Source organism: Acidovorax sp. GW821-FHT10E04 (assembly GCF_059415185.1).
This window is the reverse complement of the sequence record NZ_JBWKMT010000001.1, coordinates 56,542-69,969: the sequence shown is the minus strand read 5'-3', so window position 1 is coordinate 69,969 and position 13,428 is coordinate 56,542. Positions and strand designations below refer to the sequence as shown.

At 70.4% G+C, this 13,428-nt stretch carries 10 protein-coding genes and 1 tRNA gene; 5 read left to right on the top strand and 6 right to left on the bottom strand.

Going from position 1 to position 13,428, the window contains the following annotated elements:
- The first annotated feature begins 78 nt into the window (after positions 1–78).
- Positions 79–1,023: a LysR family transcriptional regulator gene (locus AC07OC_RS00300; protein ID WP_494600307.1), complete on the top strand. Its 945-nt coding sequence runs from the start codon at positions 79–81 to the stop codon at positions 1,021–1,023.
- A 162-nt stretch (positions 1,024–1,185) separates the two neighbouring features.
- Here AC07OC_RS00300 and AC07OC_RS00295 read toward each other — a convergent pair whose 3' ends face one another.
- From AC07OC_RS00295 to AC07OC_RS00280, 4 genes are all read right to left on the bottom strand, one after another.
- Positions 1,186–2,163 carry a tripartite tricarboxylate transporter substrate binding protein gene (locus AC07OC_RS00295; protein WP_492245432.1) on the bottom strand — a complete coding sequence of 326 codons (978 nt, stop codon included), beginning with the start codon at positions 2,161–2,163 and terminating at the stop codon, positions 1,186–1,188.
- 44 nt (positions 2,164–2,207) lie between these two features.
- Positions 2,208–3,182 (bottom strand): Bug family tripartite tricarboxylate transporter substrate binding protein, encoded by a 975-nt coding sequence (locus AC07OC_RS00290; protein ID WP_218297703.1) that lies wholly within the window; start codon positions 3,180–3,182, stop codon positions 2,208–2,210.
- 127 nt (positions 3,183–3,309) lie between these two features.
- Complete coding sequence (gene iolB / locus AC07OC_RS00285; RefSeq protein ID WP_494600306.1) at positions 3,310–4,116, bottom strand: 5-deoxy-glucuronate isomerase; 807 nt, start codon at positions 4,114–4,116, stop codon at positions 3,310–3,312.
- Entirely contained in the window at positions 4,113–6,080 is a 1,968-nt protein-coding gene (locus AC07OC_RS00280; protein WP_494600305.1) for a bifunctional 5-dehydro-2-deoxygluconokinase/5-dehydro-2-deoxyphosphogluconate aldolase, read from the bottom strand. Before AC07OC_RS00280 ends, iolB begins: the two co-directional genes overlap by 4 nt.
- 99 nt (positions 6,081–6,179) lie before the next feature.
- On the opposite strand from AC07OC_RS00280, the gene AC07OC_RS00275 reads away from it, so the two are divergent.
- Both AC07OC_RS00275 and AC07OC_RS00270 read left to right on the top strand, forming a co-directional pair.
- Positions 6,180–7,091, top strand: a complete 912-nt coding sequence (locus AC07OC_RS00275) for a MurR/RpiR family transcriptional regulator (RefSeq protein ID WP_494600304.1) — start codon at positions 6,180–6,182, stop codon at positions 7,089–7,091.
- 60 nt (positions 7,092–7,151) lie between these two features.
- Positions 7,152–8,669 (top strand): NAD(P)H-hydrate dehydratase, encoded by a 1,518-nt coding sequence (locus AC07OC_RS00270; RefSeq protein WP_494600303.1) that lies wholly within the window; start codon positions 7,152–7,154, stop codon positions 8,667–8,669.
- 69 nt (positions 8,670–8,738) lie between these two features.
- On the opposite strand, the gene AC07OC_RS00265 is transcribed toward AC07OC_RS00270, so the two are convergent.
- The gene (locus AC07OC_RS00265) at positions 8,739–9,458 is read right to left on the bottom strand and encodes a helix-turn-helix transcriptional regulator (RefSeq protein WP_494600302.1); all 720 of its coding nucleotides are present in this window, start codon (positions 9,456–9,458) and stop codon (positions 8,739–8,741) included.
- A 167-nt stretch (positions 9,459–9,625) separates the two neighbouring features.
- On the opposite strand from AC07OC_RS00265, the gene AC07OC_RS00260 reads away from it, so the two are divergent.
- Positions 9,626–10,630, top strand: coding sequence for an alpha/beta fold hydrolase (locus tag AC07OC_RS00260; RefSeq protein WP_494600301.1), 1,005 nt, complete (start codon positions 9,626–9,628; stop codon positions 10,628–10,630).
- 99 nt (positions 10,631–10,729) lie between these two features.
- Here AC07OC_RS00260 and rnr read toward each other — a convergent pair whose 3' ends face one another.
- Positions 10,730–13,060, bottom strand: a complete 2,331-nt coding sequence (gene rnr, locus AC07OC_RS00255; protein ID WP_369642801.1) for a ribonuclease R — start codon at positions 13,058–13,060, stop codon at positions 10,730–10,732.
- A gap of 19 nt (positions 13,061–13,079) precedes the next feature.
- Between rnr and AC07OC_RS00250 the strand changes: the two genes are divergently transcribed.
- Positions 13,080–13,164 (top strand) — tRNA-Leu (locus AC07OC_RS00250).
- The last annotated feature ends 264 nt before the right edge of the window (positions 13,165–13,428 follow it).

Genomic DNA, 13,428 nt, shown 5'->3' with positions numbered 1-13,428 from the left:
TGCAGTCTAGGAGCGACAACCCGCCGCGCCAAGACCGTGGCGGTGAATTGATTGTTCACATTGATGAACAATAGCGCCATGAAATCGACAATCCATCCCAAACCCGAAGCCCTGTGGTCGCACCTGCACTGGCTTGTCGTGCTGGGCGAACAGGGCAGCTACACCGGCGCCGCCGCGCGCCTGGGCGTGAGCAAGGCGGCCATGAGCCAGCACATCGCGGAGCTGGAACGCGCGGCAGGCGTGCCGCTGGTGCGGCGCACCACGCGCAGCGTGGGCCTGACCGAGGCGGGGCGGCAGCTGGTGGACGACACGCGGGGCGCGTTCGACAGCATCGCCGAGAGCTTTGCGAGCGTGCGCGACCGCGCCGGCGTGCCCCAGGGCCGCCTGCGCGTGACCGCCCCCGTCGCGCTGGCACGCCAGCAACTGGTGCCCCGGCTGCCCGTGTTCGTGCGCGCCTATCCCGAAGTGCGGCTGGAGCTGGACCTGTCGGACAACCTGCGCTCGCTGACGCTCGAAGGGCTGGACCTGGCCATCCGCCACACCGCCGTGGCCCCCGACACCCATGTGGCCTGGCTGCTGTGCACCACGCGGTCCGTGCTGGTGGCCAGCCGCGCCTACCTGCGCCGCGCCGGTCTGCCCCGCACGCCCGGCGACCTGCGCGGGCACGACTGCCTGCACTACCCCCGCACCCAGGAAGCTCCGGCCTGGACCTTCGAGCCCGTGGTGCCGGGCACCGCCCCCCGACTGACCGTGCCCGTGGCCGGGCCGCTGGCCGCCAGCAACAGCGAGGCCCTGCGCGACGCGGCCCTGGCGGGCCTGGGCATCGCGCTGGTCCCCGACTTCAGCGCGCAGGCCGCGCTGCAGTCGGGCAAGCTCATCCAGGTGCTGCCCGACTGGCGCTCCGTGGGCACCTTCAGCGAGACGATCCACGCGATACGTCCCTACTCGGCCCATGTGCCGCGTTCGGTGTCGGTGTTCGTGGAATGGCTGCGCGAGGCCTTTGCCCCCGGCTTCGGGACATGAGGCCGTGCGCGGGCCGCGGCCCCCGGGACGGGGGAAGCCGTGCGGCCATGCCCACCGCGAGGCGGACACCGTGGACCCGGCGGACGCACACCCAAAAAAAGAAAACCGCCCGCAGCGGCCCCGTGGGGCGCCGCAGGGCGGGCCTGCAGGTTCGGCGGCTTCTCAGGCCTTGATGCCCAGCCTGTCCACCAGTTGCTTGAACGTGGCGTTGTCCCGTGCGATCAGGGCGTTGAAGTCCGCCTGGTCCAGGTAGCCCTCCCCCATGTTCTGGCGGGCCATGGTGTCGCGCAGCGCGGGCTCCTGCAGGGTCTTGGCGATGGCGGCGCGCAATACCGCCACCACTTCGGGCGGAGTGCCCTTGGGCGCGGCCAGACCGCGCCAGCCCCCGATCACGAGGTCGATCTTGCGTTCCTTGAGCGTGGGCACCGCCTCCCACCCGGCGGCGATGCGCTGCTCGGACATCACGGCCAGCGGGCGGATCTTGCCCGCCGCCACATAGGTGGCCACCTCCACCGGCGTGACGGCCACCACCTCGATGTGCCCGCCCAGCAGGTCCAGCACGGCGGGGTTGGCACCGCGGTACGGCGCATGGTTGAACGACACGCCCACCTTGTCCTCCAGCGCCGCGGCCGCCAGATGCCCCAGCGAGCCCGGCCCCGCATTGCCCACGCGCACGCCGCCCGGGTTCTTGCGGGCGGCCGCCAGCAGGTCCTCGATGGTGCGCAGGGGGGAGTCCGCGCGCACGGCCAGCGTGGCCGGGTCGGCGTTCAGCCGCGCGATGGGGGTCAGGCTGTCGGCCGTGATCCTGGTGATGCCCATGTGGGGGATCATCGTGATCTCCACCGTGATGATGGCCAGCTTGTAGCCGTCGGGCCGGGCATTGGCCAGCTCGGTCCAGCCCACGGCGCCGCTGGCGCCCGCCTTGTTGAGAACGATCAGGTCCTGCGGCAGGTGCTTGCGCGCCGCCTCGGCCAGCGCCCGGGCCAGCACATCGGTGCCGCCGCCCGCGGCGAAGGGCACGATGAGCTCAATGGGCTTGCCGGGATAGGCCGCGGTCTGGGCGGCGGCGGGCAGCATGGTACCTGCGGCCAGGCTGGCCAGGGCAGCGCAGGCATGGCGGCGGTTCAGGGAAACGGTCATGGCGTGGTGTCTCGTGTCGGGAATCTGGGGTCGTATCGGCCCGGTCAATCAAGGCGGATGTTGGCGGCGCGGATCACGCCCGCCCACAGCTTCTGTTCGCTGCGCACGAAGTCGGTGAACTGCTGGGGCGTCATGGACAGCGGCTGGATGCCGATCTCTTCGAGCTTGGCGCGCGTCTCGGGATGGCGCAGGGCGGCCGCCAGGTCCTTGTTCAGGCGCTCCACCACCGCCGCAGGCATCCGGGCCGGGCCCACGAACCCCTGCCACGCATAGGCCTCGAAGCCGGGTACGCCGGCCTCGGCCATGGTGGGCACATCGGGCAGGATGGACAGCCGCTGCGGCGTGGCCACGGCCAGCACGCGCACCTTGCCCGCCTTGATCATCGACAGGCTGGGCGGAAGGTCGACGAACATCGACTGCACCTGGCCCGCCATGAGGTCCTGCAGCGCCGGGGCCGAGCCCTTGTAGGGGACATGCAGGATGTCCGTGCCGGTGCGCTGCTTGAACAGTTCCAGCGCCACGTGCAGCGGAGAGCCCGGGCCCGACGAGGCCGACGAGACGGTCCCCGGGCTCTTGCGCACCTGGGCCAGGAACTCCTGCATGTTCCGGGCCGGGAAGTCGGGGTGCACGGCCAGCACCAGGGGCATGCGGCCCAGGCCGCCGATGAAGCTGAAGTCCTTCTCGGCGTTGTAGCTCAGCGCGGAATACATGGCCGGGTTGAAGGCCAGCGTGCCCGAATCGGCCGTGCCCACGGTGTAGCCGTCGGCCGCGGAGCGCGCGATGAAGGTGGCGCCGATGATGCTGGCCGCGCCCGGCTTGTTGTCCACCACCACGGGCTGGCCCAGGTCCTGCCCCATGCGCACGGCCAGGCTGCGCGCGATCACGTCGGTGGTGCCGCCGGGCGCATAGGGAACCACCCATTTGACGGGCTGGGACGGGTAGGCGGCGGTCTGCGCCTGGGCGCCGAGCGTGCAGGCGAGCAGTGCACCGGCAAGGATGCGAAGGGTGTTGCGTTTCATGGTGTGTTTGTCTCCAGAGGTTGGCGGTTCAGGGGCAAGGTTTTCTGTGAACCTTTTCGGAAATTTTTGGTGTTTTTGCGCTCTTGCGCTTGATGCGATTGCGCCAGCAGCTATCAAATAAATAGCATCAGCGCGGCGCGACCATCCAGGCATGCGCGGGATCGTTCCTGAACGCCCAGCGGCGCTCGGGCCCCGCCATGGTGTTGAGGTAGTACAGGTCGTAGCCATGCGGGGCCACGCAGGGGTGGTAGCCGCGCGGCACCATCACCGTGTCGCGGTGTTCCACGGCCATGGATTCGTCCAGCGAGCGGTCGTCGGTGTACACGCGCTGAAAGGCGAATCCCTGCGCGGGATGGAGCTGGTGGTAGTAGGTTTCCTCGAGCACGGTTTCGGCGTGTGGCTGGCCCGCGTCGGCGCTGTCGTGCTTGTGCGGCGGATAGCTCGATGAATGCCCGGCCGGGGTGATCACCTCCACGACCAGCAGGCCTTCGGCGGGCTGCGACTCGGGCAGGATGTCGCAGACGTGGCGCGTGTTGCTGCCCTGCCCGCGCACGCTGCGCTGCATCTGCGCGGGTTCGATCACCCGCTCGGGATACAGGCCGCGCGCCGGCGCGCTGCTCAACGCCACCTCGGCGGCGCCCCGCGCCACGATGCGCACCGCCCGGTCTGGCGGCACATACACGGCCGTGGGCGAGGCCTCCTCGAACACCGAGGCACGGCTGCCCAGGGCCCGGTAGGCCTGTGCCCCCACGTGCACGTCCACCTGCCCGCTGAGCACCGTGATGCACAGCTCGCGCACGCCGGTGGCCAGCGACTCCTCGTCCCCCGCGCCCAGGCGCAGGGCCTTGAACCCCACGTGGGTCCATCCGGCCGTGGCCGGCGTCACATCCACCACCACCCGGCCCGACGGGTTGGCCTTGACAAGCAGTGTCATGCGGGCACTCCCGCGGCGTCGGGGGCGGTGGCGGCCTGCGCCGGGCGGCTGTCGCGCCAGCCCGCGATGAGGCGGCGGAAATTGGCGGCCACCTGGGCCTGCAGCCCGGCGTCGTCGATCTCGCCCTTGAGCCAGGCCAGGCTGGGCCCGGCCCAGACGGTGCGCCCGATCATGAAGCCCTTGACGATGGGCGCGCGCGCCTCGACAAAGCCTGCGATGAGCTGCTCCACCGGCTGCGACAGCCCCAGGATCACCGCGCCACGGCAGTACGGGTCGCGCTCGCGCACCAGGGCGTCCAGCGCCTCCCAGTGGCGCGCGGCCATGGCGCCGACCTTCCACCACTCGGGCTTGAGGCCGATCCCGTAGAAGTGGCGGATGGCGCGCAGCACGGCCTCGCCGGTATCGCCCGGGGCCAGCATGTCCTTGGGCGGAATCACCTCCAGCAGCAGTTCATGCCCGCTGGCGCGCGTGGCCTCCCACACCTGCTGCAGCCACTCGTCCTGCTCGGCGCGCAGCGCGGCCGCGTCGTCCGGGTGGTAGAACACCAGGCATTTCACGACCTGCTCGCGCGGCCAGTGCACCAGCTGCGAGGCCAGCGAATGCGTGCCGTCGAAACGCAGCGGGCGCGAGCCGGGCCGCTCGATCGGGCGCCCCAGCCACCAGCCCCGGCCCGTGGCGCCGTGCAGCGCGGCCTCGCCGATGCGTCCGTCGATCAGCACGCCCATGCGCCCCCCGCACCCGGGATCCCGCTCGACCTCGGCCACCACGGCGTTGAGCAGCTGCTTGAGCACGGGCAGGCGTGCGCCCTGCGCTCCGGCCTGGCGCGCCAGGTCTTCAAACTGGGCGCGGTGGTCGTAGGCCAGCACGAACAGCTCGGGCCACTGCGGCCGCGCCGCCGTCACCCGGTGCAGATGGGCCAGTTGCGGGTCCTGGTCGGGCCGGGGGTGGCGGTGCCCCGAGAACCAGTGGGCCAGCTCGGCCGGTGTGGGCATGGCGGGCGCGCAGCCGTGGCGCGACACCACGATGGCCCCGCAGGCATTGGCGATCGCCGCCGACTCGACCAGGGTCTTGCCCCGCAGCAGGCCCGACAGCAGGCCCGACGCGAAGGCATCGCCCGCGCCCAGCACGTTGAGCACCTCGATGCGCTCGCCCAGCACCGTGGGCGCATCGTCCAGGGCGGCGGGCACCGCCCCCTCGATGATGCTGCAGCCCAGCGGGCCCCGCTTGACCACCAGCACGGCCTGTGTGTGCCCGCGCACTGCGCGCAGGCTGGCCATCAGGTCCCCGGGCACGCCGCCGGCGATCAGCCACTCCTCTTCGGTGCCGATGATGAGTTCGAACGATCCGAGCTGCGCCTGCAGGTGGCGGCTCACCGCGTCGCTGCCCACGTAGCGCGTTTCGCCATCGCCCTTGGCGGCCAGCCCCCACAGCACGGGGCGGTAGTCGATGTCCAGCACCCGCACCAGGCCATGGCGCTGCGCGATGTCCAGCGCGCGGCGGCTCGCGGCCAGCACGGTGGGCGTGCTCAGGTGCGTTCCTGTGACCACCAGGCTGCGGCAGCGCGCCAGGAACTCCTCGCTGATCGCGTCGGCGTCCAGCGCCATGTCGGCGCAGTTCTCGCGGGCGAAAAGCAGGGGGAAGGTGTCCTGGTCCTTGATGCCCAGCAGCACCATGCCCGTCAGGCGCTGGTCGTCCACCTGCACCTGGCTCACGTCGCAGCCCTCGCGCCGCAGGGTGTCGAGCAGGAAGCGGCCGTTCTGCTCATTGCCCACGCGCGACACCATGGCCGAGCGCAGCCCCAGCCGGGCGGTGCCAAAGGCGATGTTGGCCGACGAGCCTCCCAGGTATTTGGCGAAACTGGTCGCGGCCTCCAGGCTGCAGCCGATCTGCTGGGCATAGAGGTCCACGGCCAGCCGGCCCAGGCAGGCCACGTCAAAGGACCGGTTGGAAGGAAAAGAGAGCATGCACGGGTCTCCGCAAGGGCGCGGCGGCGGGAAAGCGCGCGCCGGATAATGGTTCGTTGCGCCTATGATAGCCCAAAATAGAAAATATTTTCCAATTTAATGAAAAATAGAAATACCCTGGCCGATCCCATTGCCACGCCCCCCGGCACCGCGTCCGCCCCCTACCCCGACGCGGACGCGTTCCTGGCGGCCGTGCATGCGGGCTTCGAGCCCTTGAGCCGCCAGCTCAAGACCATCGCGCGCTATGTCGAGAAGCAACGCGACCAGCTGGCGCTCGATGGCGTGCAGGCCACGGCCGCGCAATGCGGCGTGCAGCCGTCGGCACTGGTGCGGTTTGCCAAGCATTTCGGGTTTTCGGGCTACACGGAAATGCAGGCCCTGTTCCGCGCCGGAGCCGTGCGGCAGCTGGCCCCCAACCGCAACTACCAGGAACGCATCCGCGAACTGATCGTGCCCGGCGGCAGCGCGCGGTCGGCCGCCCAGCTCGCGCACGAGGTGATCGACGGCAACATCGACAGCCTGCAGGCGCTGCAGCGCAACCTGCCGGACGCACAGTTCGATGCGGCGGTGGAGCTGATGCTGCAGGCCCCCGCGCTCTGGCTGGCCGCATCGCGCCGCGCGTTTCCGGTGGGCGCCTACCTGGCCTACGCGCTGCAGCACACGGCCAAGCCGGTGCACTGGCTGCACGGGCTGGGTTTCATGCACCAGGGCGAGCTGCGCGCGCTGGCGCCCGGCGATGTGCTGGTCGCCGTCTCGTTCGAGCCCTACGCGCAGGAGACTCTGGAGCTCGCGCAGGCGGCGGTGGCGCGCGGCGCGCGCCTGCTTGCCATCACCGACAGCCAGCTGAGCCCGCTCGCGGCCCTGGCCAGCGCCACCCTGATCGCGCAGGACGGTGCCACCTTTGGTTTCCGCTCGCTCACCAGCACGCTGAGCCTCGCGCAATCGCTGTTCCTGGGCCTGGCCTACCGGATGGAGCTGGCCTACGACCACCGCTCCACGGCGAAGCCCTGAGCCCGCCGCCCCCGGCACCTACCCCGACCACCACCCGCCACCACCTGCCAGCCCCCGCCCATGCACCCCATCACGCCCCAGCAGCCGCACCCTCTGTTCAACACGGCAGCCACGCGGCGCATGGAGCAGCAGGCCGCCGCCGCCCTGCCCCCGCACACGCTGATGCAGCGGGCGGGCCTGGCCGTGGCCCGCCTGGCCCGGGCGCTCGCGCCCCATGCCCGCACCGTGTGGATAGCCTGTGGCCCCGGCAACAACGGCGGCGACGGCCTGGAGGCCGCCCTGCACCTGCAGCGCGACGGACGGCGCGTGGTGGTCACCTGGCTGGGCAACCCGGACCGCGCCCCCGCCGATGCCCGCCGTTCGTGGGAACGCGCGCGGGACGCGGGCGTGCTGTGGGCCGACAGCGCCCCCGAAGACCTCACGGCCTCCGACCTGTGCATCGACGCGCTGCTGGGCATCGGTGTGGGAACCAACCCCGCCAGCCCCCCGGCCCGCGCACCGGACGAGCGGCTGCGCCGCTGCCTGGAGGCCCTGCAGCGCAGCCCCGCGCCCGTGCTGGCGGTGGACCTGCCCAGCGGTCTGGACGCCGATACGGGACAGTTCGCGGCGGGCTTCGCGCCCGACGCGGCCCACCCGCCGCGCGCCGCGCGGCACACGCTGAGCCTGCTCACCCTCAAGCCCGGCCTCTTCACCGGCGCGGGGCGTGACGCCACGGGCAGGGTGTGGTTTGACGCGCTGGGCACGGAGGCCGGGCACGAGCCCCCCAGCGCCTGGCTTTGTGGCCCCGCGCTGGCGGCACCACGCGCCCATGCCAGCCACAAGGGCAGCTATGGCGACGTGGCCGTGGTGGGGGGAGAGGGGCTGGCGGGGCGTGGCATGGGCATGGCGGGCGCCGCCCTGCTGGCCGCGTCCGCGGCCTTGCATGGCGGCGCGGGGCGTGTGCTGGTGGCCCTGCTCGACGGCGGCCATCTGGAGCTGGACCTGCAGCAACCCGAGCTGATGTTCCGCCGCTTCGACGCCCTGGCGCTGGAACAGCTCACCGTGGTCTGCGGCTGCGGCGGCGGCCAGGCCGTCGCCCATGTGCTGCCGGGCGTCATCACGCGCTCGGCGCGGCTGGTGCTGGACGCCGATGCCCTCAACACCATCGCCAGCCAGGCTGCCCTGCACGCGCTGGTGGTGGCGCGCGGCCAGCACGGCTTGCCCACGGTGCTGACGCCCCACCCTCTGGAGGCCGCCCGGCTGCTGGGCCTGTCCACCGCCGAGGTGCAGGCGGACCGCCTGGACGCGGCCCAGCAACTGGCCTCGCAGTTCAACTGCGTGGCCGTGCTCAAGGGCTCGGGCACGGTGGTGGCGGCCCCGGGCCGCGTGCCCGCGATCAACCCCACGGGCAATGCACGGCTGGCCACCGCGGGCACGGGGGATGTGCTCGCCGGCATGGTCGCGGCGCACATGGCCGCCGGGGCCAGTGCCCTGCGCGCCGCCTGCGAGGCGGTGTATGGCCACGGGCTGGCGGCAGATGCCTGGCCGGCCGGGCTGGCGCTCACCGCCAGCGGGCTCGCGCGGCGCGCGGGCGGCTGACGGCACGGCCAGCGCGTTGTCCGCGCCACGGCCGAGGCCGCACGCCGCCCACCGCCGCCAAGGAGGCCTTCACCGGCCCACCAGCGTGACCTCCTTCAGGGGCTTGAGCACGCTGGAGGGGGTCATGCCAAAGTTCTGCCGGAACATGCGGCTGAAATGCGCCGAATCGGAGAACGCGCCCTGCAGCGCAGCATCCGTCAGCCGGGGGCTGACCGCGAGGTTCGCCATGGCCAGCCGCACCTGCGACCACACCTGGTAGCGGCGCAGGCTGACGCCCATCTCTGCCCGGAACAGGTGGTTGAAGCGCGAGGCCGACAGCTGCACGGACGACGCCAGCCCCTCGCGCGCCCACCGCCCGTCCCGGGGGCTTCGCAGGGCCAGCAGGCTGCGCGCCACGCGCGGATCCAGGGGCGCCGCCGCATGCCCGCCCCCGCACCGCAGCAGGGCCTGCAGATCGAAGTGGCGCAGGTAAGCGTCCATGGCGCTGCGCGAACCCACGGCCCTGGCCGCGTCGAGGACCACGCCATCGTGCTGCTGGAACGGGCCCCGCAGACCCCGCGCCTCGGGAGAGTCGGGCTCCAGGTACATCAGCGCCACGTGCTCTCCGCAGGGGTCGAACACATGTTCCACCCCGGCGGCCACCAGCGCGCTATGGCACGTCTCCACCCGCCCCGGCTGCCAGTGCAAGGCAAAGCGCCCCGACAGGCCGATGAGCAGCACCGGCGACGCATGGCAGTGCCAGCCCGTGGAGGGAAGGTCGCCCAGATACAGCGCAAGGTCGGCGCCCAAGGTCAGTGTGTTCCGTGCTGGCATGCGCATAGCCCAAACATACAAGTTTTCTCGCACGGTTCCCGATAGCCTTCGCCATCCCCGTCCATGCCCCCCATTCCAATGCCCCCGCGCGGGCAGGACAGGCGTGCGCCGGCCCACCCACGACAACCTCTGGAGACCCATCCTTGAAACGCATTGTCCTTGCTGCCGTGGCAGCTTTCGCGCTCGCCGCCACGGCGCTGTACCACGGTGCCCCCTCGTTGTTCACGGAGCCCTTGCTCGCGCTCAATCGCAGCCTGTCGGGCCTGGAGGAAAAGACCGTCGCCGCCGCGATGCACCAGATCCACTACCTGGACAGCGGCGCCACGCCAGGGCCCCCGGCGCAGGGCGCCACCAGTTCCCCCCGCGTTCCGGTCGTCCTCTTGCACGGCATCTTTGCAGAGAAGGACCACTGGGTGGAGTTCGCCCGCCCGCTCACAGCCACCCACCGGGTGATCGCGCCAGACCTGCCGGGGTTCGGAGAAAGCACGCGCCGCGAGGACCAGGCCTATGACTACGCCGCCCACACCGAACGCCTGCGCAGCCTGCTCGATGCACTGGGCATTGAAAAGGCCCATCTGGCAGGCAACTCCATGGGGGGCACGATCGCGGCGCTGTTCGCCGCAACACACCCCGAGCGCGTGGCGAGCGTGGCCTTCATCGGAGCACCACACGGCATCCGTTCACCGCAACCCAGCGCCATGGACCACCTCATCGACAGCGGGCAGCGCCCGCTCGTGGCGCACGACCCCGCGGCGTTCGACGCCATGATGGCGCTGGTGTTCGAGAAACACCCTTTCCTGCCGTATCCCATCCTGCACGCCACGCAGCAGGACGCGCTGCGCAACGCGGCATCGAATGCGCGGCTCTGGGATGCACAGCTCAAGGACCGCTATCTGCTGCAGGAAAAGCTCGCCGCCCTCGAGCAGCACCCCACTCTGGTCCTGTGGGGCGAAAGTGACCGCGTCTTCCACCCCTCCGGCATGCGGCCCCTGAAGGCGGCCCTGCCGGGAGCACAGGTGGAGGCACTGCGCGGGGTGGGCCACCTGCCGATGATGGAAGCGCCCCGGGACACGGCGCTGCGGTATGCGGAATTCCTGCGACACCCCGGGGCGCGGCCCTCCCGCTCCATGCCAGAAAAATCCCATTGAATCGACCCCTGGCGCTCTTCTGGAAAGCGCTGGAAGCTATCAAATATATAGCAAACTCCCGCCCGGGAGACGGTTCACCCCGGGTGGAAGCCGCGGGGGTCAGCCACGGCGCGGCTTGCGCCCCTTGCCCTTGCCGGACTTGCTGCCGGCCGCGGCCTTTTTCACCGAGGCCTTGAGCTCCTGGATGGGCGAGCGGGCCGCGCGCTCACGCGTGAGCGATGCGAGTTCGGTGCTGGACGCCTCGGGCGCGGGGCCACGCTTGCGGGCTGCCGGGCGGCCCCCCGCCTTGCGCGCGCCGCCGGGGCCGTCGGAGGCAACGCCCTTGTCCTTGAGCGCGCGGCCGAGCAGCTCCTCCCCCTCGCGCACCAGGCGGAAGTCGATCTTGCGGCCATCGAGGTCCACGCGGCTGACCTGCACCCGCACCCGCGCGCCGATGGCGTAACGGATGCCGGTGCGCTCGCCGCGCAGCTCCTGGCGCGCCTCGTCGAACTTGAAGTACTCGCCACCCAGCTCGGTGATGTGCACCAGGCCTTCGACGTACATCGCGTCGAGCGTGACGAAGATGCCGAAGCTCGTCGCCGCGCTGACCACGCCGCTGTACTCCTCGCCCAGGTGCTCGCGCATGTACTTGCACTTGAGCCAGGCTTCCACGTCGCGGCTGGCCTCGTCGGCACGGCGCTCGTTGGCGCTGCAGTGCAGGCCCGCGGCCTCCCAGGCCTGCGTATCGCGGCTCGGCGGCTTCACTTCCTTGCGCGGCTTGGTGCCGGGCGCCGCCACGCGGGCGGCCAGGCGCTTGGCCAGCTTGGCGTGGGCCTCGCCCGGCGTCGGCAGCGACGGCAGCGCGTATTTGGTCTTGCCCAGGATGGCCTTGATGACCCGGTGCACCAGCAGGTCGGGATAGCGCCGGATGGGGCTGGTGAAGTGCGTGTAGGCCTCGAACGCCAGGCCGAAGTGGCCGCTGTTGACGGGCGTGTAGATGGCCTGCTGCATGGAGCGCAGCAGCATGGTGTGGATCTGCTGCGCGTCCGGCCGGTCCTTGGTGGCCTCGGCGATGGCCTGGAACTCGGCGGGCTTGGGATCGTCGCCGATGGTCATGCCCACGGCCATGGCCTTGAGGTAGTTGCGCAGGATTTCCTGCTTCTCGGGCGTGGGGCCTTCGTGCACGCGGAACAGGCCGGGCTGGCCGCCCTGCGCGATGAAGTCGGCGCTGCACACGTTGGCGGCCAGCATGGCCTCTTCGATGAGCTTGTGCGCATCGTTGCGGGTGCGCGGCACGATCTTCTCGATGCGGCCGTTCTCGTCGCAGATGATCTGCGTCTCGGTGGTCTCGAAGTCCACCGCGCCACGCTGCTGGCGCGCCACCAGCAGGGCGCGGTACACGTCATGCAGGTTGAGCAGGTCCTTCACGCGGTCCTTGCGCTTGCTGGCCTCGGGCCCGCGCGTGTTGGCCAGAATGGCCGCGACCTCGGTGTACGTGAACCGCGCATGGCTGAACATCACGGCCGGGTAGAACTGGTAGGCATGCACCTCGCCCTTGGCGGTGACCAGCATGTCGCAGACCATGCACAGGCGCTCGACCTCGGGGTTGAGCGAGCACAGGCCGTTGGAGAGCTTCTCGGGCAGCATGGGGATCACGCGGCGCGGGAAGTAGACGCTGGTGGCGCGGTCATAGGCATCAATGTCGATGGCGCTGCCGGTCTCCACATAGTGGCTCACGTCGGCGATGGCCACCAGCAGGCGCCAGCCCTTGGCGCGGCCGACCTTGGCGGGCTCGCAGTACACGGCGTCATCGAAGTCGCGCGCGTCCTCGCCGTCGATGGTGACCAGGGGCACGTCGGTCAGGTCCACGCGGCGCTTCTTGTCCTGCGCGCGCACCTTGTCGGGCAGTTCCTTGGCCTGGGCCAGGCACTCGGCCGAGAACTCGTGCGGCACGCCGTACTTGCGCACCGCGATCTCGATCTCCATGCCGGGGTCATCCACCTCGCCGAGCACTTCGGTGATGCGGCCCACGGGCTGGCCGAACAGGGCCGGCGGCTCGGTCAATTCGACCACGACCACCTGGCCGGGCTTGGCGGCGCCGGTGGCACCCTTGGGGATCAGTACATCCTGCCCGTAGCGCTTGTCCTCGGGCGCCACCAGCCACACGCCGCTTTCCTGCAGCAGGCGGCCGATGATGGGCTGGGGCGGGCGCTCGATGATCTCGACCACGCGGCCCTCGGGGCGGCCGCGCCGGTCCTGGCGCACGATGCGCACGCGCACGCGGTCCTTGTGCAGGACAGCGCGCATTTCGTTGGGGGGGATATAGATGTCGCCTTCGCCATCGTCGCGGATGACAAAACCGTGTCCGTCACGGTGCCCCTGCACGCTGCCTTCAATTTCGTCCGACAGATGCGCGGACTGCGCGCCGGGGGTGGTTTTTTTGATATACAATCTTAGTCTTTCCTGAAATGCCCAGGTGGCGGAATTGGTAGACGCACTAGTTTCAGGTACTAGCGAGTAACATCGTGGAGGTTCGAGTCCTCTCCTGGGCACCAAGTTTAACGAGAACCTGTGAAGGTTTTCAAAATATCGAAGCCGCTGTGAATACAGCGGCTTTTTTATTTCCCGCCTCCATACCCCGACGCCGCTTCCCGGGACGCTGGCGGAATGAATTTAAAAAAATCTTCATCCACTCGCCAGAAGCCGCAATTACTTGTTCTATAATTCGAGGCTGATCTGAAAGCCCAGGTGGCGGAATTGGTAGACGCACTAGTTTCAGGTACTAGCGAGTAACATCGTGGAGGTTCGAGTCCTCTCCT